The following is a 20,395-nucleotide window of genomic DNA, read 5'->3' on the forward strand; positions in this document are numbered from 1 at the left end:
GTTTGTCCGGGATGTCATCACATGGAATTGTCCCCTCACGCCGTTCTTTGTGCCTCAGCGACCGATTGAAGCAGGCAAATAATGTTGACTATTCGTGTCATGTATCGATAGGTGCTGCGCGCCAAGACCAACCAAAGCGAGGATGACGCCATGAAATACACCCTCTCCGCCCTTGTCGGCGCCACCGCACTTGCAATCGGCCTGGCCGTCGGTCCGGCAACGGCCGGGGATGCCGGCATCATCGTCTACAACGCCCAGCACGAAAGCCTGGCCAAGGAATGGGCCGAAGGGTTCACCAAGGAGACCGGCATCAAGGTCACGCTGCGCAACGGCGGCGACAGCGACTTTTCCAACCAGATTGTCGCCGAAGGAGCCGCCTCGCCCGCCGACGTGTTCCTCACCGAGAATTCACCGGCCATGGTGCTGGTCGAGAATGCCGGCCTGTTCGCGCCCGTCGATGCCGACACGCTGGCGCAGGTGCCGCAGGACTATCAGGCGACCAGCGGCAAATGGGTGGGCGTGGCCGCGCGCAGCACCGTCTTTGCCTACAACACGACCAAGCTCAAGGCCGACCAGTTGCCGAAGTCGCTGCTCGACCTCGCCGATCCGAGCTGGAAGGGCCGTTGGGCGGCCTCGCCCTCGGGCGCCGATTTCCAGGCCATCGTCAGCGCGTTGCTGCAGCTCAAGGGCGAGGCCGCCACGGCGGACTGGCTGAAGGCGATGAAGCAGAACTTTACCGCCTACAAGGGCAACAGCACGGTGATGAAGGCGGTCAACGCCGGCGAGATCGAAGGCGGCGTGATCTACCACTATTACTACTTCGGCGATCAGGCCAAGACCGGCGAGAACAGCAAGAACGTCGCGCTGCACTATTTCAAGAACCAGGATCCGGGAGCTTTCGTCTCGGTCTCGGGTGGCGGCGTGCTCGCCTCGAGCAAGCATCAGAAGGAAGCCCAGGCCTTCCTGAAATGGGTGACCGGCAAGGGCGGCCAGGCTGTTCTGAAGAACGGAAACTCCTTCGAATACGCGGTCGGCAAGGGTGCCGAGTCCAACCCGAAGCTGGTTCCGCTGGCCGACCTGCAGGCGCCGAAAGTCGACGCCACGACGCTGAACTCAAAGAAGGTCACCGACCTGATGACGGCAGCCGGCTTGCTTTAGTTGCCGTTCGTCCTAATAAGGACAAACCGACCGTGCTCCCGCGGGAATTCACCTTCCGCGGGAGCGTTTTGTTTTCGAGATGGCATTCGTCGATGACGACACGCTGCGTTCCTGACCTCCGACCGTGGTCCCTCGATTGCCGGCACCCTGCCGCAACCGTGGGGCGTCCGAGCTGATGCAGCCCGCCGTCAATCTCGCGCGCGCCGGCTTGCCGTCGAGGATGCGCCGAATGCCTCAGCGGCGGGCGGCACCCTGGCTTGTCACCGCCGCCGTCTTCGTCGCGCTGCTCGCTCTTTTGCCGCTCGCCTTCATCATCTGGATCGCGGTGCAGACCGGCTGGGAGACCGTGTCGGCGCTGGTCTTCCGGCCGCGTGTCGGGGAACTGCTGGTCAACACCACGCTGCTGGTGTTGCTCACCGTGCCGATCGGCATCGTGCTGTCGGTGGCGCTGGCCTGGCTAACCGAGCGCAGCGACCTGCCCGGCGCCAGGCTGTGGGCCTGGCTATGCGTGGCGCCGCTCGCCATCCCCGCTTTTGTGCACTCCTATGCCTGGGTCACCATGGTGCCCGGCCTGCACGGCCTGTGGGCCGGCGTGCTGGTGTCGGTGATCGCCTATTTCCCCTTCCTCTATCTGCCCATATCGGCGGCCCTGCGTCGCCTCGATCCTGCTCTCGAGGACGCAGCCGCCGCTCTTGGCCTTGGACCATGGCGCGTCTTCTGGCGTGTCGTGCTGCCGCAGCTCAGGCTCGCCATTTGCGGCGGCTCGCTGCTGGTCGGACTACATCTGCTGGCCGAATACGGCCTCTACGTCTTCATCCGCTTCGACACCTTCACCACCGCCATCGTCGATCAGTTCCAGTCGACCTTCAACGGACCGGCCGCCAACATGCTGGCCGGCGTGCTGGTGACCTGCTGCTTCGTGCTTCTGGGCCTCGAAGTGCTGATGCGCGGCGAGGAGCGTTATGCCCGTGTCGGCTCCGGCGCGGCGCGCTACCAGCAGCGCACAAACCTCGGCCGCGCCACCATGCCGAGCCTGGCCTTGCTGGTCGTCACCACGCTGCTGGCGCTTGGCGTGCCGTTCGTCACCATTGGCCGCTGGCTCATCGCCGGCGGCGCCGAGGTCTGGCGTCTCGACGAGATTGGCCTGGCGCTCGGCCAGACGCTGTTCCTGTCGCTTGCCGGGGCACTGCTTGCCACTGTCGCCGCCATGCCGATGGCCTGGATCTCGATCCGCGCGCCGGGGCCGCTGCAGCGCCTGCTGGAGGGTTGCAACTACATCGTCGGCTCGCTACCGGGTGTCGTCATCGCGCTGGCGCTGGTCACCATCACCGTGCGCATCGCGCTTCCGCTCTATCAGACGCTGTTCACCATCCTGGTCGCCTATGCCCTCATGTTCCTGCCGCGCGCCCTGGTCAGCCTGCGCGCCTCGATCGCCCAAGCGCCGGTCGAGCTCGAGCGCGCCGCGTCCAGCCTCGGCAGGCGCCCGCTCAACGCGCTGTGGTCGACGACCATCCGCCTGTCGGCGCCTGGTGCGGCGGCCGGCATGGCGCTGGTGGCGCTCGGCATCATGAACGAACTGACCGCGACCCAGATGCTGGCGCCGAACGGCACCCGCACGCTGGCGATGGCATTCTGGTCCTACAGCGGCGAGATCGACTACGCCTCGGCGGCCCCTTACGCCTTCATCATGGTAGCGATGTCGCTGCCGCTCACTTGGCTGCTCTATGTCCAGTCGAAACGGATGGCAGGACGATGAGCTTTCTCGAAATCAAAGGCCTGCACAAGCATTACGGCCCGGTCGCCGCACTGGCCGGCGTCGACCTCGATGTCGCCAGCGGCAGCCGGACCGCGATCGTCGGACCTTCCGGCTGCGGCAAGACGACCTTGCTGCGGCTGATCGCCGGCTTCGAGGCACCGGACCAGGGCCGCATCGTGCTCGACGGCGAGGTGCTGGCCAATGGCGGCGCCGCTGTCCCGGCGCATCGCCGCGGCATCGGTGTGGTGGCGCAGGACGGCGCCCTGTTCCCGCATCTGACCATCGGCGACAATATCGGTTTCGGCATGGGCCGCGGCGATGACAAACGCGCCGAGCGCATCGTCGAGTTGGCCTACATCGTCGGGCTGGACAAGGCGATCCTCAAGCGCCGCCCGCACGAACTTTCCGGCGGCCAGCAGCAGCGCGTGGCGCTCGCCCGCGCCATGGCGATGAAGCCGCGGCTGATGCTGCTCGACGAGCCGTTCTCGGCACTCGACACCGGCCTGCGCGCCTCGATGCGCAAGGCCGTGGCCGAACTTCTGGAGGCGGCCGGCATCACCACCATCCTGGTGACCCACGACCAGGCCGAAGCACTGTCCTTCGCTGCCCAGGTGGCGGTGATGCGCGACGGCAAATTCTCGCAGGTCGGCACGCCGCGCGATCTCTACCTCAAGCCGAAGGACAGGATGATCGCCGAATTCCTTGGCGACGCCATCATCCTGCCGGCGAGCATTTCGGGCGGCTTCGCCAACTCGCCGCTCGGCCGCATCGCCGTCGACACCAATGACAGCCGCGATGTCGCCCGCATCTTGCTGCGGCCGGAGCAGATCGGGCTGAAGCGCACGTCGCGCGAAGGCATGTCGGGCACCCCCGACATGTTGTTCGGCGAGGTGACGGAATCGGAATTCGCCGGCTCGACATGCACGATCGCGGTGCGGCTGCTGAACAACTTCGATCCACCCGACGCCGCCGCCATCGGCAACACGCCGCTGATCCTGCGCAAATCCGGCATGGACGCGCCGGCAGTCGGCGAGATCGTCCGGCTGACCGTGTCGGGAAAAGCGCATGTCTTCGTCTAGGCGACCTAAGGCCGGCGGCGGCCCCGCCCGGCGCGCAGTTCACGCTGTGATGCGTTCGCCGGTTTCGGCTGAATAGATCGGCCAGCGCTCGATGACGTTTGAAAGTCAGAGCGCCGGCTCGGGCACCGACGCCTTGAAGACATCAAGGCGGCTGCCCGCCTCCGACGAGAAGAAATGCATGTCGTCCGGCGAAATCTTCAGGCCGACCTGGCTGCCGGGCTCGGGATGGACAGCCTCCGACGTCATCACCGAAAACGGCGCGCCGTCGAGATCGACATAGATCACGCGCCCCGCCCCTAGTTCCTCGACCAGGTCGACCGTAGCATTCAACGCGCCGGCGATGCCGGGCGCCACCAGCCGGACGGCCTCGGGCCGGATGCCCATGGCGACCTTGGTGCCGACCGGCAGGCCGGTGCGTGCCATGGCCAGGCGCCGGCTGCCGCCGAGCAGCGAGAGCCCGTCGAGTTCGACCGTGCCTTCGAGAATGTTCATGGCCGGCGCGCCGACGAAGGTGGCGACGAAGCGGCTGGCCGGGCGGGTGTAGATCTCACCCGGCGTGCCGACCTGCTCAACGCGTCCGCCATTCATCACCACCAGCCGATCGGCCAGCGTCATCGCCTCGACCTGGTCGTGGGTGACGAAGACGGAGGTGGCGTTCAGCCGGCGATGCAGCTTGCGGATTTCCGAACGCATCTGCACGCGCAGCTTGGCGTCGAGATTGGACAGCGGCTCGTCGAACAGGAACACCTTTGGCTCGCGGATCATGGCGCGGCCCATGGCGACGCGCTGCCTCTGGCCGCCGGAAAGCGCCATCGGCTTGCGGTCGAGCAGATGTTCGAGCTCCAGCGTGCGGGCGACCGCCTGAATGCGCTGAGTACGCTCGGCCGAGGGAACGCCGGCGACCTTGAGCGAATAGCCGATGTTCTGCGCCACACTCATATGCGGATAGAGCGCATAGTTCTGGAACACCATGGCGCAGCCGCGCTCGCGCGGTTCGAGTTTGTTGACCACCGTGCCGTCGATCGAGATCTCGCCATCGGAAATCTCTTCCAGCCCGGCAATCATCCTAAGCAGCGTGGACTTGCCGCAGCCGGACGGTCCCAGGATGACGACGAATTCGCCCGAGGCGAAGTCGAGGTCGACGCCGTGCACGACCTGCGTCTTGGCGTAGTTCTTCTTGACGCCGCGTATTGTGATGGAGGCCATTTTTGTCTCCTTACTTCTCGGTGGCGATCAGGCCGCGCACGAACCAGCGCTGCATCAGCACCACGACGATCAGCGGCGGCAGCATGACGATCAGCGTGCCGGCCATGGCGATGTGCCATTCCGGAACGCCGCCGACATTGGGGATCAATTGTTTGAGCTCGGTCACCGCCATCGTATGCGACTGGTCCGTGGTGATGAGCAGTGGCCACAGATACTGGTTCCAGGCCCACAGGAACATGATGGTGCCGAGCGCCGCCATGTTGTTGCGCGACAGCGGCAGCAGGATATCGATGAAGAACCGCAGCGCCCCTGCGCCGTCCATGCGGGCGGCCTCGGTCAGTTCGTCCGGCACGGTCAGGAAGAACTGCCGGTAGAGGAACGTGCCGGTCGCGGTGGCGACCAGCGGCAGGATCAGTCCGCTATAGGAATTGAGCAGTCCGAGGCTGAGCTGGACCTGCACGCCCGAGACTTTCTCGATCAGCCAGGAAAGCCCGGTCAGGTCCAGGATCGCCTGATAGGGCTCGAGCACGTTGGCGACCACGGCGTAGGTCGGCACGATACGCACTTCGAGCGGCAGCATCAGCGTGATGAAGATCAGCCAGAAGATCAGCATGCGGCCGGGATAGCGGAAGTAGACGATCGAGAAGGCGGTGAGCGCCGAGATGATCACTTTGCCGGCGGCGACGCCTGTCGCCATGATGAAGCTGTTGAGCAGCTTGGGACCGAGATCGGCGGTCGTCCAGGCGGTCTTGATGTTGACCCAGAAGTCGCTGCCCGGCAGCAGCGACATCGGCACATCGTTGACATCCTTGAGGTTGTGCGACGCCGCGATCGCCACGACCACGAACGGCGCGATGCAAAAGACGAAGCCGATGAACAGGATCAGATGCGTGAAGAAATTGAGGAACGGGGTGCGCTCAACCATATCCATCTTACCTGTAGTGCACGCGCCGCTCGATGAAGCGGAACTGGAAGATGGTGAGCACGACGATGAGCAGCATCAGGATGATGCTCTGCGCGGCGGCGCCTGAATAATCGAGGCCTTTGAAGCCGTCGGAATAGATCTTGTAGACCATCAGATTGGTGGCGTTGGCCGGACCGCCAGCGGTCATGATGTCGACGATGCCGAAGGAGTCCTGAAAACTCTCGGTGATGTTGATGACCAGCAGGAAGAAGATGGTCGGCGTGATCAGCGGGAACTGTATGTCCCAGAAGCGCCTGATGACGCCGGAACCGTCCATGGCCGCCGCCTCGATCAGCGAACGCGGGATGGCCTGGAACGCTGCGAGGAAGAAGATGAAGTTGTAGCCGACATATTTCCACGAAAAGGCAACGATGATCGAAGCCATGGCGTCAGCGCCGTCGAGGCCGGGGTCCCAGAAGCCGGGCCAGACCCGGTTGACCACGGCCATGAAGCCGGCCTCCGGCGCCAGGATGAAGCGGAATGCCATCGCCAGCGCGGGTGCCGCGATGCCGTAGGGCCAGATCAGCACGACGCGGTAGAGCCGTGAGCCGGCGAGCTGCCGGTCGGTCAAGGCCGCGAGCACCAGTGCGATGAACATCGCAAGACCGGTGCTGATGCCTGCAAAGACAAGGCTGGCGGTGATCGAGTTCCAGTAGTCGGCGTTGGACAGGATGGAGCGGAAATTGTCGAGCCCGACCCAGATGTTGCCGCCGCCCCAGGGTTGCTGCAGCGTCAGCGACCAGTACACGGCCTGGCCGGCCGGCCAGTAGAAGAAAGTGAAGATCAGGAGGAGCTGCGGCACCGCGAAAAGGATGCCGATCGTCCATTTGCCGAAAGTGACGCGTTTTTCCATCGATCCGCCGATGCCATTGAACCGTCAGCCCGCTTTCTCAGCGGAAGACTAGATATGAAATGGCCGCCCGTCGAATCTCGGCGGGCGGCCTTGACGTTTCGGCGATCAGGGCAGGGTCTTGCCCGGATAGGTCTGCTGGAAGCGGTCGAGGATGGCATCGCCATTCTTGACCAGCGTGTCGAGGCCTTCCTGGACGCTGACCTTGTTGGCGAAGATCGCCTGCATCTGCGTGCCGAACTCGGCGCGGATCTGGGTGAAGTTGCCCAGCCGGACGCCGCGGGTGATTTCGGTCGGCTCGGACGCGGTCAGGCTGGCGATGGCGACTTCACGACCCTTGTAGGGCGCCTTGTCGTAGAAGCCCTGGCCCTTCATGTAGTCGAAACCCGACTTCGTCACCGGGATGTAGCCGGTGTTGGTCGACCAGAACAGCGCGGTCTTGGGATCGTGGATGAAGTTGAGGAAGGCGGCAGCGCCCTTGTATTCGGCATCCGACTTCCCGGAGAGCACCCACAGCGAGGCGCCGCCGACCAGCGAATTCTTACGCTCCGTGCCGGCATAGACCGGCAGTTCGGCGACATCCCACTTCATGCCTTCCTTCTGGGTCCTGCCGACCGTGCCGTGGTCGCCGACTGAGGTCAGGATGACTTGGCAGGTGCCTGAAGCGAAGGCCTGGACCATGTCCTGGCCGAGATCCTTGGATTTGATCTTGATCAGGCCGGCGTCATACCACTTCTTGAGATCGGTGACGTACTGGACGAACTTGGTCTTGTTGACTTCCAGACGCGCGTCGAGACCGTCATAACCATTGTTCTTGGTGGCGATCGGCTGGTTGTGGAGCGCCGAGAACTGCTCCATCAGCTGCCAGCTTTCGTTGGCAGAGATGTTGATGGCCATCGGGCACTCGTAGCCGGCGTCCTTCAACGCCTTGAGGTCGGCGCCGACATCTTCCCACGTCTTGGGCGCTTCGGTCTTGCCGATCTTGGCGAAGGCGTCCTTGTTCCAGTACATCAGCGGGGTCGAGGAATTGAACGGGAAGGACAGCATCTCGCCCTTCGACGTGGCGTAGTAGCGCGCAATGCCGGGGAAATAGTCGGCGTAGTCGATCTTGTAGCCGTTCTCTTCCATCAGCTTGTCGGCGGGCTTGTAGGCGCCCGACAGCATCATGGTGGCGGTGCCGACGTCATAGACCTGGACGACGGCCGGCTGCTTGCCGGCGCGGAAGGCCGCGATGGTGTTCTGCAGCGTGGCGTCGTAATTGCCCTGGCTGGTGCAGACGACTTCATAGTCCTTCTGCGAGGCGTTGAAGTTCTTGCACAGCGTGTCGACGACACGGGCAAGGTCGCCCGAAAGGCCGAACCAGAAGTCGAATTTTACTGGTTCTGCTGAAGCAGGCATCGCCAGCGCGGTGCTGAGCGCACCAGCGGCAAGGGCAGCAAAGCCCCGCTTGATCATGGTCATGGTTTTCCCTCTTGAGTGGCTGGTGACAAGGGTCTTGCGCAAGTCCTTGCCCGCTCTCTTAGAGAAGGTATGTGACAGTTCTGTTGTGGCTCTCCGGCCTTTACACAGCTGCTCGTTCCTCTCCCTCGGCGGCTTGGCCGGCATCGAACGCACCGGCGCCTCAGGTAGCTAGGGCGACTGTCGCGGACGTAAAGACCATATCGGCCGCCATGATTATCCGGCTAAGGGACGATGGAATGCAGGTGCGGCAGCGGGCGCACATGCGCCGGGAAAGCACGTTCTGGTTGCAGGCGACTTTATCGATCCTTCAACAGCCAAGCCTTAATCAGTCATATTTCGTTTTTTATTTCCAATGGGCTTGGGGATATAAGATGTTGACGGTCTACAATTGCATCGTGAACCAGCACGATCTGAGACTGGTCGCACTCGCCGCGCTGATCTGCGGAATTTCCTGCTTCTCCGCTGTCAGCCTGCTTCACCACATCAGCCGCTCGACGGACCGGAACCGGCTTGCCTGGCTGATGATCGCGGCCACGTCGACCGGCTTCGGCATCTGGGCAACGCATTTCATTGCCATGCTTGCGTTCACGCCCGGCATACCCAGCGCCTACGATCCGTGGCTCTCCGTGCTCTCGCTCGCCGCCTCGGTCGCGCTGACGGCGGCCGGCATGTGGATCGCCACCTTGCGCGACGAGTTCGAGCACCATCTCGTCGGCGGCGCCGTTCTGGGCGGCGGCATCGCGGCCATGCACTACACCGGCATGGCGGCATTCGAGGTGCAGGGCCGCATCGAATGGAACCTGTTGATGGTCGCCGTCTCCCTGCTGGCCGGCGTGACGCTCGGGGCGCTGGCGCTGCATGTGGTGCTGCGTCGCCCTTCCTTGACGGCGACGTCCGTCGGCGCCGTGCTGCTGACACTGGCGATCTGCACCTTGCATTTCATCGGCATGGGCGCCGTCTCGATCTTTCCAGATTCCTCGATCGCCATATCCGAATACACGATCGAGCCGACCTCGCAGGCCTTCGCGGCCGCGGCCGCCACGCTGGTGATCCTGGTGCTGTCGGCGTCGGCGCTGTGGATCGATTTGCGCTTCCGTCGCCAGAAGCTCGAGGTCGATCGTATGCACGGCCTGGCCAATGCCGCCGTGGAGGGCCTGATCGTCTGCGACGGCAACCGCATCGTCAGCGCCAATGACAGCATGGGCAAGCTGACCGGCACGCTTGCCGCGACGCTGAACGGCACGGAACTGCGCGAGCTCTTCGACGAACACACCGCAAACGACGCTGCCAGCCTAGCGGGCCAGCCATGGGAGGCAGAGTTGAGGAACCGCGACGGAACGCGGATTCCCGTCGAGCTGATCGCCCGAAGCATCGATTATTGCGGCAAGCCCCACAACGTCATCGCCGTCCGCGACATCCGCGAACGCAAGAAGGCGGAGGAGGAGATCCTTCGCCTCGCCCACTTCGATCCGCTGACGGGACTGGCCAACCGCCGCTCCTTTTCCAGCCGTCTCGACATGGAAATCGCATCCATGAACCGGATCGCCAATGGCGACACGGGCGTCAAAGGCCGGCACCTTGCCCTTCTGCTGTTCGACCTCGACCGTTTCAAGGAGGTGAACGACCTTTACGGGCATGGCGCCGGCGATGCGATGCTGCAGAAGGTGGCGACCTGCGCAGCCGGCGTTCTGCGTCACGGACAGATGCTCGCGCGCCTCGGCGGCGACGAATTCGCCATCATCGCCCCCAACCTGCCCGACCCGCAGGCGGCGGGCCGCATCGCCGGCTCGCTGCTCGCCGCCATGCGCGAGGAAAACCGGGTCGCGGCCGGCGGCGGCCTGGTCTCTGCAAGCATCGGCATCGCGATTTATCCGCTCGATGCAGAAGACCAGACCGGCCTGATCAGCCATGCCGACACCGCGCTCTACCGCGCCAAGACCGAAGGCAGGGACACGTATCGCTATTTCGAGGCCTCGATGGGCGCCGAGGCCCGCGACAAGCGCATTATGGAGCACGAATTGCGCCAGGCCGTCGTGCGTGGCGAGTTCTACCTCGTCTACCAGCCGCAGAAGGAGATCAGCAGCGGCAGGATGGTTGGCTTCGAAGCCTTGATCCGCTGGCGCCATCCCGAACGCGGCGACGTTTCCCCCGCGACATTCATCCCGGTGGCCGAGGAAAGCGGCGCCATTGGGCAGATCGGCGACTGGGTGCTCGACGCGGCCTGCGAGGAAGCCGCCCGCTGGAAAAATCCGCTGACGGTCGCCGTCAACGTCTCCGCGGTTCAGCTTCATAATCCCAATTTCAGCCGCAAGGTCCACGAGACGTTGCTAAGAACGGGCCTTGCGCCGACAAGGCTGGAACTCGAGATCACCGAAACCGCGCTGGTGAAGGACATGCCGCGCGCGCTGGCAACCCTGCGGCAGGTCAAGTCGCTTGGCGTGCGCGTGGCCATGGACGATTTCGGAACCGGCTATTCCTCGCTCTCCAACCTGCGCGCCTTCCCCTTCGACAAGATCAAGATCGACGCCTCCTTCATCAAGGCGGTCGACACCAACGGCCAGGTCGCGGCGATCGTGCGCGCCGTGCTGGGGCTGGGGCGCGGCCTTGGCCTGCCGGTTCTTGCCGAAGGTGTCGAGACGCTTGGCGAACTGAAGTTCCTGGACGCCGAGGCCTGCGAGATCGGCCAGGGCTACTATCTCGGCAAGCCGGCGCCCATCGAGGCGTTCGACGACCTGACCGGCCACGGCAAGCGCACCCCAGCCCGCGCCGACCATCGAGAGGGCAGCGTCGTATTGCTGAAGCCAAGCGTGCGCTCGGCCTGATCCCTCACGATCCGAGTGCCGTCTCGACCAGCCGCCTGGCGTCGCGCCCCGACCATTCAGCCGGGCCGTTCATATGCGCGATCAGACAGCCTTCGCTGTCGATCAGCATGGTGACGGGAAGGCCGAGCGCAAGGCCACGCGCCTTGAGGTCGTTGAACAGCGCCACCGTCGAATCCCTGAAATAGCCGAGCGCCTCGACGCCTGTCTCCTTGAGAAATTTCTTCGGCTTCACATCGTCGCCGGCGTCGACATTGACGGCGATGACCTGAAAGGCGTCGCTGCCCTTGTCCTTCTGCAGCGCATTGAGCGCCGGCATTTCAGCGCGGCACGGTGCGCACCATGTCGCCCAGAGATTGAGCAGCACCGTCTTGCCGGCATGGTCGGCGATCGTCATCGGCTTGCCGTCCGGGCCATTGAAGGCAAGGCTTTTCATCGACTGCGGCGGATCGGCGGGCAACAGGGCCGCAACCTCGCCGGTGGCGGCAGCCGCGATCTTCTTGGCGCGGCCGCTCTTGGCGGCGCAGGCGACGTCGTCCTTGCTGCCGCCGACCGCCACCCGGGCCGGTGCATTGTTGCCAGACCGGCTCTCGCTGACATATACCGCGACCGCGCCGGCCAGCGCTCCCGCCACCAAAGCGGCGAGGATCAGGCGCGGGGCCGGGAAAAATCTGTTTCCGTCTGCCATTTTCTCAAAACTGCTCCGAAGCACGGGTTTATAGCGATGAGCGACAAGAAGACCAGCAACCAGATGTGGGGCGGACGATTTGCCTCGGGTCCGGCCGCAATCATGGAAGCGATCAACGCGTCGATCTCGTTCGACCGCAAACTCTACGCGCAGGACATACGCGGCTCGATCGCCCATAGCGAGATGCTGGCGCAAACGGGCATTATTTCGACGGCCGATCAAGAAAAAATCGCTCACGGCCTGAACACGATCCTGAAAGAGATCGAGGCGGGCAGCTTCGAGTTTTCGACCAGGCTCGAAGACATCCACATGAATGTCGAGGCCCGCCTCGCCGACCTGATCGGCTCGGCCGCCGGCCGCCTGCACACCGCGCGCTCACGCAACGACCAGGTGGCGGTGGATCTGCGGCTCTGGGTCAAGGATGAGTGCTTCCGCGTCGCCGAGGCGTTGAAGGGCCTGATCACCGCGCTGCTGGCGCGGGCCGAGGAGCACGCGGCGACCGTGATGCCGGGCTTCACCCATATGCAGGCGGCGCAGCCGGTGACCTTCGGCCATCACTGCATGGCCTATGTCGAGATGTTTGCACGCGACCTGTCGCGCGTGCGCGACGCCATCGAGCGCATGGACGAGAGCCCGCTCGGCGCCGCCGCCCTTGCCGGCACCAGCTTCCCGATCGACCGCCACCGGACCGCCAAGGCGCTCGGCTTCCGCGAGCCGATGCGCAATTCGCTGGACAGCGTCTCCGATCGCGATTTCGCGCTGGACTTCCTCGCCATGGCGGCGATCTGCGCCACGCATCTGTCGCGGCTGGCCGAGGAGATCATCATCTGGTCGACGCCGCAATTCGGCTTCATCAGGCTGTCGGATAGTTTTTCCACCGGCTCCTCGATCATGCCGCAGAAGAAGAACCCTGACGCCGCCGAACTGGTGCGCGGCAAGACCGGCCGCGTCAACGGCCATCTGGTCGGCCTGCTGACGGTGATGAAGGGCATGCCTTTGACCTATGGCAAGGACATGCAGGAGGACAAGGAATCGGTGTTCGACGCCGCCGAGACGCTCGACCTGATGCTGGCGGCGATGACCGGCATGGTCTCGGACATGACGGTCAACGCGGCCGCGATGAAGAAGGCCGCCGGCTCCGGCCACGCGACCGCGACCGACCTCGCCGACTGGCTGGTGCGCACGCTCGGCCTGCCCTTCCGCGAGGCGCATCATGTCACCGGCCGCGCGGTGGCGCTGGCCGAGGAGAAGAAGGTGAGCCTGGAAAAGCTTTCGCTGGAGGACCTGCAGTCGATCAATCCCGGCATCACGGCGGACATATTTTCGGTGCTGGCGGTTCAGAACTCGGTCAAGAGCCGCACCAGTTTCGGCGGCACCGCGCCGTCGGAAGTGAGGAAGCAGATCCGCTATTGGAAAAAGCGGCTGGCCAAAGCCTGAGCCAGGGGTGCAATGCGCCGAGAACTCGGCTAAAAGCGGCGGCTGACAAAACGTTTCGGACGGATGGATCGATGACCGGAAGCAGGATTTTGGTGACGCTGGCGCTGCTGGCGGCGATGGCCGCCGTGACCGCCTGCGGCCGCAAGGCCGGTCTCGACACGCCCTATGAGGCGGCCATCCAGGCGCGCAAGGATGCCGAAAAGGCCAAACAGCCGCTGCCGCCGGAGCCGGAAAAACCGGTCAGGGACAAGAAGTTCATCCTCGACCCGCTGATCTAGAACCGATCAGGCCGGGTTTGGCCTCCAAGCCCGATCTCATCGTGCTCCAACTTCCGGAATCACTCTCGTGAACCATTTCGACTACCGCGACGGCGTGCTGCATGCCGAGGACGTGGCAATCCCTGATATCGCCGCTCAGGTCGGCACGCCGTTCTACTGCTATTCGACGGCCACGCTGACCAGGCACTACCGTGTGTTTGCACAGGCCTTTGCCGGCCTCGACGCGCTGGTCTGCTACGCCATGAAGGCCAACTCCAACCAGGCCGTGCTGCGCACCCTGGCCAGGCTCGGCGCCGGCGCCGACGTGGTCTCGGAAGGCGAGTTGCGCCGAGCGCTGGCGGCCGGCATCCCGGCCAGCAAGATCCTGTTTTCCGGCGTCGGCAAGACCGCCCGCGAAATTGACCTCGCGCTCGAAGCGGGCATCCTTTGCTTCAACGTCGAATCCGAGCCGGAGCTTGAACTGTTGTCGGCCCGCGCCGTGGCACTCGGCAAGGTGGCGCCGATCTCGCTACGCATCAATCCCGATGTCGACGCCAAGACCCACAAGAAGATCTCCACGGGCAAGGCCGAGAACAAGTTCGGCATTGCATGGCAGCGCGCGCGGCAGGTCTATGCCCGCGCGGCGACGCTTCCGGGCATCAAGGTCACCGGCATCGACACCCATATCGGCAGCCAGATCACCGAGCTGCAGCCCTTTGACGACGCCTTCGCCCTTTTGGTCGATCTGGTCGGCGCGCTGCGCGCCGATGGCCACGCCATCGAGCATGTCGATCTCGGCGGTGGCCTCGGTATTCCCTACCGCGTCGACAACAACCCGCCGCCCTTGCCCGACGCCTATGCCCAGATCGTCAGGAAGCATGTCACCAAGCTCGGTCTCAAGGTGATGTTCGAGCCAGGACGCCTGATCGTTGGCAATGCCGGCATCCTCGTCTCGGAAGTGATCTTCGTGAAGGAAGGCGACGCCAAGAATTTCCTGGTTGTCGACGCCGCCATGAACGATCTGATCCGGCCGACGCTTTACGACGCCTTCCACGACATCAGGCCCGTCGTGCAGCCGCCGGCCGACACGCCGCGCATGATGGTCGACGTGGTCGGCCAGGTCTGCGAGACCGGTGACTATCTCGGCCTCGACCGCGACCTGCCGAGGCTGAAGGCCGGCGATCTCGTTGCCGTTTCCACAGCCGGTGCCTACGGTGCCGTGCAGGCCGGCACCTACAACACCCGCCTGCTGGTGCCGGAGGTGCTGGTCGACGGCGACCGTTTCCACATCGTGCGCCCGCGCCTGACCTATGACGATCTGATCGGGCTGGATTCGGTGCCCGACTGGCTGGCATAGAAGCCGCCCGCCGGCAGCCTACAGCCGGTTCTGGAGGAGCGTTCTTGTCTCGGCAATCCCGTCTTCGTCGCGGCGGTAGAACGTCCATTGCTTGATGCGCTTGGCCCGCAGCAGGCCGGCCTGGGTGAGCACGCGCATATGCTCGGAGAGCGTCGCCTGCGTGATGCCGAGTTTCTCGGCTATCAGCAGCGCGCAAACGCCGTCCTCGACCAGATCGCCGTCTGCCTGGGCCGGGAAATGCGCGCGCGGATCCTTCAGCCAGTCGAGGATCTGCAGCCTGCGTTCGTTGGCGATCGCCTTGAAGACATCAACCTCTTGCATTTAGCCATTTTGCCAAGTTACTAATTACTGTCAATCCCGAGGAGATCGTCATGGCGCAGGGCAATACCGTCACACGCGAACGCATTGCCGCGATGGAACCGCGCATCCGGCCCTATATCAGGCACACGCCGGTGCTGCACGTCGACATGACCGACTTCGACCGGCCACCGCTGGCTCTCGACCTCAAACTCGAATGCCTGCAGCATTCCGGCTCGTTCAAGGCGCGCGGCGCCTTCACCAATCTTCTGGAAAGGCCGGTTCCCAAGGCCGGCGTTGTCGCCGCATCGGGCGGCAACCATGGCGCCGCCGTAGCCTATGCCGCCATGCGGCTCGGCCACAAGGCGACCATCTTCGTTCCCGAAGTGAGCCCACAGGCCAAGCTGGACCGCATTCGTTCCTATGGCGCCGACCTGGTCGTCGGAGGCGCCCGCTATGCCGAGGCGCTGGGCGCCAGCGAACGTTTCGCGCAGGAAACTGGCGCCTTGCAGATCCATGCCTTCAACCAGGAGGAAACGCTGGTCGGCCAGGGCACGCTCGGGCTCGAAATCGAGAACGACTTGCCTCAGATCGACACGCTGCTGGTCGCCGTCGGCGGTGGCGGCCTGATCGGCGGCATCGCCGCCTGGTATGCCGGCCGCATCCGCATCATCGCCATCGAGCCCGAAGGCGCGCCGACGCTTTATCGCGCCTTCGAGGCCGGCCATCCCGTCGACGCACCGGCGGAAGGCATCGCCGCCGATTCGCTGGCGCCGAAGCGCGTCGGCGAGATGATGTTCCCGATCGCGGAAGCCTTCGTCGAGCGCTCCATCCTGGTCAGTGACGACGACATCATCGCCGCGCAGAAGGCGTTGTGGAACCGGGTGCGCATCATCTCCGAACCGGGCGGGGCTGCGGCCTTCGCCGCGATCCTGTCCGGCCGCTACACGCCGGCACCCGGCGAACGCGTCGCCGTGCTGGTCTGTGGCGCCAACGCAAACCCCGCCAATTTCTGATTGCAACCATTCGGCGGGCTTCACATTTTCTGAGAGCGCCTCGCCTTTGCCGTGTTTGCTGGTATTCTTCGAGTCGTGAGGATCGGGCTATCCCGCCTGATTCCAGGAAGGGCCGATGACGCAACGACCCACCTCTAGCGATCGCGGTCTCGCCGGGCGCCTTGCGCTCAGCCGGCTGGCGACGCGGGTCTCGATGATGGTCGAGCGCGGCTGGCCGCTGCTGCTGCCGCTGATCCTTATCGCCTGCCTGTTCCTGAGCATCTCCTGGTTCGGCATTTTCTCCCGGTTGCCGGATGTCGCGCGCATCGGCCTTGTCGCCGCATTCGGCCTGGCAGGGCTGGCAGCGCTCTATCCGCTGCGTTTCTTCCGCCTGCCTGGTGCCGCCGAGGTCGACCGCCGCATCGAGGCCGCCAACGAACTGCTGCACAGCCCCGTGCTGGTGCAGGCCGACCGGCCAAGCGGCCGTGAAAGCAGTTTCTCGCAGGCGCTGTGGCGCGAACACCAGAAGCGCATGGCCGCCAGGCTCGACAGGCTTGGCGCCGACCTGCCGCGCACCCGGGTGCCGGAGCGCGATCCTTGGGGGCTGCGCGCCGTGGCGGCGCTGCTGCTCGTCACCGCCTTTGCCTTCTCCTTCGGGCCGACAGGCGGCAAGATAGCCGACGGCTTCAGCGCCCACGGCGCGCACGATGCCTTGCCGCCACGCATCGATGCCTGGGTGACGCCGCCCGCCTATACCGGCAAACCGCCGATCTTCCTGACCGCCGACGCCAACCAGGCGACGCCGACGTTTCATGTGCCTGAGGGCAGCGACGTCTCCTTGCGCGTCACCGGAGGCTCGGGCGAGGAAACGCTGGCCTATGCCGACAAGGATGGCAACGCGCGCGTCGTCAACCCTGCCGGACCGCAGGCGGCCAGCGCCAAGCCAGCCGCAAGCCCGGCGGCGCCGGCCCCCGCATCCCCGTCGAAGGTGCGCCAGTTCACCAGCAAACTGACCGGCGACGGCACGCTGACGCTGAAATCGGGCGAGGATCAACTCGGCCGATGGGCCTTCGCCGTGATCGCGGACAAACCGCCGCAGATCCGTTTCGTCGGCGAGCCCAAGCGCGCCGCCAACGGCGCATTCGAGCTCAACTACCAGATCGACGACGATTATGGCGCCGCCACCGCCAAGGCGGTCTTCACGCTGGCCGACCCGCTGGCACCGGGCGCGCATCCGCTCTACGGCCCACCCGAAATGCCGTTGGCGCTGCCGCGCCGCGGCGGCAAGTCCAATGCCGCCAAGACCACCAAGGACCTGACCGAGCATGTCTGGGCCGGCGGCAGCATCAAGCTGACGCTGGTCGCCACCGATGATGCCGGCCACACCGCGTCCAGCGAAACCAAGACGCTCGTGATGCCGGAGCGGCCTTTCGCCAACCCGCTGGCGAGGGCGGTGATCGAACAACGCCGCCTGCTGGCGCTCGACGCCAATGCCAAGCCTCACGTGCTCGACCTGATAGACGCCATCACGCTGCGGCCGGAAGACACGTTCGACAACATGTCCCACTATCTCGCCATCATGAGCGCGCGCAGCCGGCTGAAACTGGCCGGCAACGACGATCAGCTGCGCGGCGAGGTCGCCTATCTCTGGGAAATCGCGCTCGGCATCGAGGAGGGCAACCTGTCGGCCGCCGAAAAGCGGCTGCGCCAGGCGCAGCAGGCGCTGCAGGACGCCATCAAGAACGGCGCCAGCGACCAGGAAATCGAGAAGGCGATGAAGGAACTGCGCGAGGCGATGAACCAGTTCCTGCAGGAATTCGCCGAACGCGCCAAGCAGAACCCGAACGCGCCACAGATGCAGCAGAACGGCCAGGAACTGCGCCAGAGCGACATCGACCGGATGATGGACCAGATCGAGAACCTGGCGAAGTCGGGCGACCGCGACAAGGCGCAGCAATTGCTGTCGCAGCTGCAGGACATGATGAACAATCTCCAGGCCGGCCGCCAACAGCAAGGCGGCGAGCAGGACAGCCAGATGCGCCAGCAGATGGACAAGCTCGGCGAGATCCTGCGGCGCCAGCAGGAGATGATGAACGACACCTTCCGCATGGACCAAATGCAGCGCGGCGAGCGCCAGCGCGGACAGAACCGCGACGAGCAGCTTGGCCAAGGCGGCGGCGAGGACCAGGACAAGCCAGGCGTCGGCGAGGACCGCGATCCGCTCGCCAGGCAAAAGCCGATGACGCCGCAGGAATTCTCCGATGCGCTGAAGCAATTGCAGGAAGGCCAGGGCCAGCTGAAGAGCGATCTCGAGCAGCTGAAGAAGAACCTCGAAGGCATGGGCATGGAGCCCAATGAAGGATTTGGCGAGGCCGGCAAGTCGATGGGCAGCGCCGAGCAGGCGCTTGGCGAGGGCCAGGGCGACGAGGCCGTCGGCCACCAGGGCCGGGCGCTCGAGGCGCTGCGCAAGGGCGCCAAGGACATGATGAAGCAGATGCAAGCCATGCAGGGCGACCAGGGCGGCAGCCAGGAGGGCGGGCGTCAGCAGAATGCCGACCGTGACCCGCTCGGCCGGCCGCGCGCCAGCCAGGGTCCCGATTTCGGCGATTCGGTGAAGGTCCCCGACGAGATCGACGTCCAACGCGCCCGCCAGATCCTGGAGGCGATCCGCAAGCGGCTCGGCAACGCGCTCAGCCCCGATATCGAGCGCAGCTATCTCGAACGGCTGCTCGAGCTGAAGTAGGATCGCCCCCCGCCCACCCCCTCTCGAACGGTTCCAACACATGCCGAGGCTCGGTACTGTCACGCCCGTCCTGCGCATCTTCGATGTTGCCAAGGCGCATGAATTCTACGTCGGTTTTCTCGGTTTCGAAGTGCAGTTCGAACACCGCTTCGAAGACAACGCGCCGCTCTACACAGGCATTTACCGCGACGGCTGCGTCTTGCATCTGAGTGAACATCATGGCGACGGCACGCCGGGCTCTCACATCCGGATCGAGACGACCGACATTGCGGAGCTTCATCACGAGTTGACCGAAAGAAAGTACCGCTTTGCCAGGCCTGGGTTGGAGGAGACGCCTTGGAAGACGAAGGAGGTCACAGTCGACGATCCGTTCGGCAACCGCCTGACCTTCTATGAGGATGTGAGAGACTAACCTTGCCGGTTGACGAACGCCTCGCGGATCGCCTCCTGCATGCCGTCGATCGCCTCGCCTGACGCGTTCGGGTTGCGATGCATCACCACATTGGAGGCATCGATGTCACCGAACCCGTCGGCGGACGTCAGTTCGCGGCAGCCGTCCGGAATGTTGCTGCGCGAGATCGGCGCGATCGCCAGTCCTGAGGTGACCGCGAGCTTCAGACCACCGGTGGTGTCGCTGGTATAGGCGACGCGATAGGCAAGCCCGCGCTGCTCCAGAGACTTGATGGCGAAGTCCTTGCACCAACTGACCCGGTTGTAGAGCGCGATCGGCACCGGCCGTTCCTCGTGCATGTGGTGCAGGGTCGACGTCACCCAGACCGTCGGGTCGTGCATCAGCACTTCGCCGCCGGCCGGATCCTGCCATTCGAACACCACGCACAGATCGAGTTCGCCGGCGGCGAGTGCCGCCAGCTGCGCCTCCGAATGCGCGTAGCGCACGGTGACCTCGACCTTGGTGTGGCGTTTCGAAAACGCGCCGAGCGCGCGCGACAGGATGGCGTGGCCATATTCCTCAGGAATGCCGATGCGCACCGGCCCGCCGAGCGGCGGCGCCGCCATCGACGCCGCCGTTTCGTCGAGCAGCGAGACGATGCGGCGGGCGTTGACGATGAGTTCGCCGCCGCGCCGCGTCAGCGCGACGCCGCGCGAGCCGCGCTCGAACAGGCTGTCGCCGACCAGTTCCTCGAGCTTCTTCATCTGCATCGACACGGCCGACTGGGTGCGGCCGGCCTGCTCGGCCGCCCGGGTGAAATTGCCGGCCTCGGCTATGGCGACGAAGGTGCGCAGGAGATCGCTGTCGAGGGTCGGGCGCATGCTGTCCATCATAAGCAGATTTGATTGCAGGCATCATTCCAATTCGTTTGCAACAT

General features: G+C 64.7%; 17 protein-coding genes. 10 read left to right on the plus strand and 7 right to left on the minus strand.

Annotated features, from left to right (window positions below):
• Positions 1-150 precede the first annotated feature (150 nt).
• The 3 genes from MAFF_RS14775 (at position 151) to MAFF_RS14785 (ending at position 3,993) form a co-directional block, all read left to right on the plus strand.
• Positions 151-1,158 (plus strand): iron ABC transporter substrate-binding protein, encoded by a 1,008-nt coding sequence (locus MAFF_RS14775; RefSeq protein ID WP_010911717.1) that lies wholly within the window; start codon positions 151-153, stop codon positions 1,156-1,158.
• A gap of 175 nt (positions 1,159-1,333) precedes the next feature.
• Entirely contained in the window at positions 1,334-2,914 is a 1,581-nt protein-coding gene (locus MAFF_RS14780) for an ABC transporter permease (protein WP_044550942.1), read from the plus strand.
• Positions 2,911-3,993, plus strand: coding sequence for an ABC transporter ATP-binding protein (locus MAFF_RS14785; RefSeq protein WP_010911719.1), 1,083 nt, complete (start codon positions 2,911-2,913; stop codon positions 3,991-3,993). The genes MAFF_RS14780 and MAFF_RS14785 overlap by 4 nt, the downstream gene beginning before the upstream one ends.
• Positions 3,994-4,098: 105 nt before the next feature.
• On the opposite strand, the gene MAFF_RS14790 is transcribed toward MAFF_RS14785, so the two are convergent.
• From MAFF_RS14790 to MAFF_RS14805, 4 genes are all read right to left on the minus strand, one after another.
• Positions 4,099-5,199 carry a sn-glycerol-3-phosphate import ATP-binding protein UgpC gene (locus MAFF_RS14790; protein ID WP_010911720.1) on the minus strand — a complete coding sequence of 367 codons (1,101 nt, stop codon included), beginning with the start codon at positions 5,197-5,199 and terminating at the stop codon, positions 4,099-4,101.
• Between the two features lie 10 nt (positions 5,200-5,209).
• The gene (locus MAFF_RS14795; RefSeq protein ID WP_010911721.1) at positions 5,210-6,124 is read right to left on the minus strand and encodes an ABC transporter permease subunit; all 915 of its coding nucleotides are present in this window, start codon (positions 6,122-6,124) and stop codon (positions 5,210-5,212) included.
• Positions 6,125-6,131: 7 nt separating this feature from the next.
• Entirely contained in the window at positions 6,132-7,016 is an 885-nt protein-coding gene (locus MAFF_RS14800) for a carbohydrate ABC transporter permease (protein ID WP_010911722.1), read from the minus strand.
• Between the two features lie 105 nt (positions 7,017-7,121).
• The gene (locus MAFF_RS14805) at positions 7,122-8,474 is read right to left on the minus strand and encodes an extracellular solute-binding protein (protein ID WP_010911723.1); all 1,353 of its coding nucleotides are present in this window, start codon (positions 8,472-8,474) and stop codon (positions 7,122-7,124) included.
• Between the two features lie 371 nt (positions 8,475-8,845).
• Between MAFF_RS14805 and MAFF_RS14810 the strand changes: the two genes are divergently transcribed.
• Positions 8,846-11,296, plus strand: a complete 2,451-nt coding sequence (locus tag MAFF_RS14810; RefSeq protein ID WP_044548348.1) for a sensor domain-containing diguanylate cyclase — start codon at positions 8,846-8,848, stop codon at positions 11,294-11,296.
• 4 nt (positions 11,297-11,300) lie between these two features.
• Here the strand turns inward: MAFF_RS14810 and tlpA are convergent, their stop codons facing one another.
• Positions 11,301-11,981 carry a thiol:disulfide interchange protein TlpA gene (gene tlpA / locus MAFF_RS14815; RefSeq protein WP_044548349.1) on the minus strand — a complete coding sequence of 227 codons (681 nt, stop codon included), beginning with the start codon at positions 11,979-11,981 and terminating at the stop codon, positions 11,301-11,303.
• A 36-nt stretch (positions 11,982-12,017) separates the two neighbouring features.
• Here tlpA and argH point away from each other — a divergent pair, with 36 nt between their 5' ends.
• The 3 genes from argH to lysA all read left to right on the plus strand — a co-directional run bounded on the left by argH (position 12,018) and on the right by lysA (position 15,032).
• A complete protein-coding gene (argH, locus tag MAFF_RS14820) occupies positions 12,018-13,418 on the plus strand; it encodes an argininosuccinate lyase (protein WP_010911726.1) in 1,401 nt (466 codons plus the stop codon).
• Between the two features lie 71 nt (positions 13,419-13,489).
• Positions 13,490-13,696, plus strand: coding sequence for a hypothetical protein (locus MAFF_RS14825; protein ID WP_010911727.1), 207 nt, complete (start codon positions 13,490-13,492; stop codon positions 13,694-13,696).
• 67 nt (positions 13,697-13,763) lie between these two features.
• Positions 13,764-15,032 carry a diaminopimelate decarboxylase gene (gene lysA / locus MAFF_RS14830; protein ID WP_010911728.1) on the plus strand — a complete coding sequence of 423 codons (1,269 nt, stop codon included), beginning with the start codon at positions 13,764-13,766 and terminating at the stop codon, positions 15,030-15,032.
• An 18-nt stretch (positions 15,033-15,050) separates the two neighbouring features.
• Here lysA and MAFF_RS14835 read toward each other — a convergent pair whose 3' ends face one another.
• Positions 15,051-15,353, minus strand: coding sequence for an ArsR/SmtB family transcription factor (locus MAFF_RS14835; RefSeq protein WP_010911729.1), 303 nt, complete (start codon positions 15,351-15,353; stop codon positions 15,051-15,053).
• 50 nt (positions 15,354-15,403) lie between these two features.
• On the opposite strand from MAFF_RS14835, the gene MAFF_RS14840 reads away from it, so the two are divergent.
• The 3 genes from MAFF_RS14840 to MAFF_RS14850 all read left to right on the plus strand — a co-directional run bounded on the left by MAFF_RS14840 (position 15,404) and on the right by MAFF_RS14850 (position 19,479).
• Positions 15,404-16,345, plus strand: coding sequence for a threonine/serine dehydratase (locus MAFF_RS14840; protein ID WP_010911730.1), 942 nt, complete (start codon positions 15,404-15,406; stop codon positions 16,343-16,345).
• A gap of 115 nt (positions 16,346-16,460) precedes the next feature.
• Positions 16,461-19,067, plus strand: coding sequence for a TIGR02302 family protein (locus tag MAFF_RS14845; RefSeq protein WP_010911731.1), 2,607 nt, complete (start codon positions 16,461-16,463; stop codon positions 19,065-19,067).
• A gap of 40 nt (positions 19,068-19,107) precedes the next feature.
• A complete protein-coding gene (locus MAFF_RS14850; protein ID WP_044548350.1) occupies positions 19,108-19,479 on the plus strand; it encodes a glyoxalase superfamily protein in 372 nt (123 codons plus the stop codon).
• On the opposite strand, the gene MAFF_RS14855 is transcribed toward MAFF_RS14850, so the two are convergent.
• The gene (locus tag MAFF_RS14855; protein WP_044550945.1) at positions 19,476-20,339 is read right to left on the minus strand and encodes a LysR family transcriptional regulator; all 864 of its coding nucleotides are present in this window, start codon (positions 20,337-20,339) and stop codon (positions 19,476-19,478) included. The genes MAFF_RS14850 and MAFF_RS14855 overlap by 4 nt on opposite strands.
• Positions 20,340-20,395: the final 56 nt, after the last annotated feature.

Source organism: Mesorhizobium japonicum MAFF 303099 (assembly GCF_000009625.1).
GTDB classification, from domain to species: Bacteria; Pseudomonadota; Alphaproteobacteria; order Rhizobiales; family Rhizobiaceae; genus Mesorhizobium; species Mesorhizobium japonicum.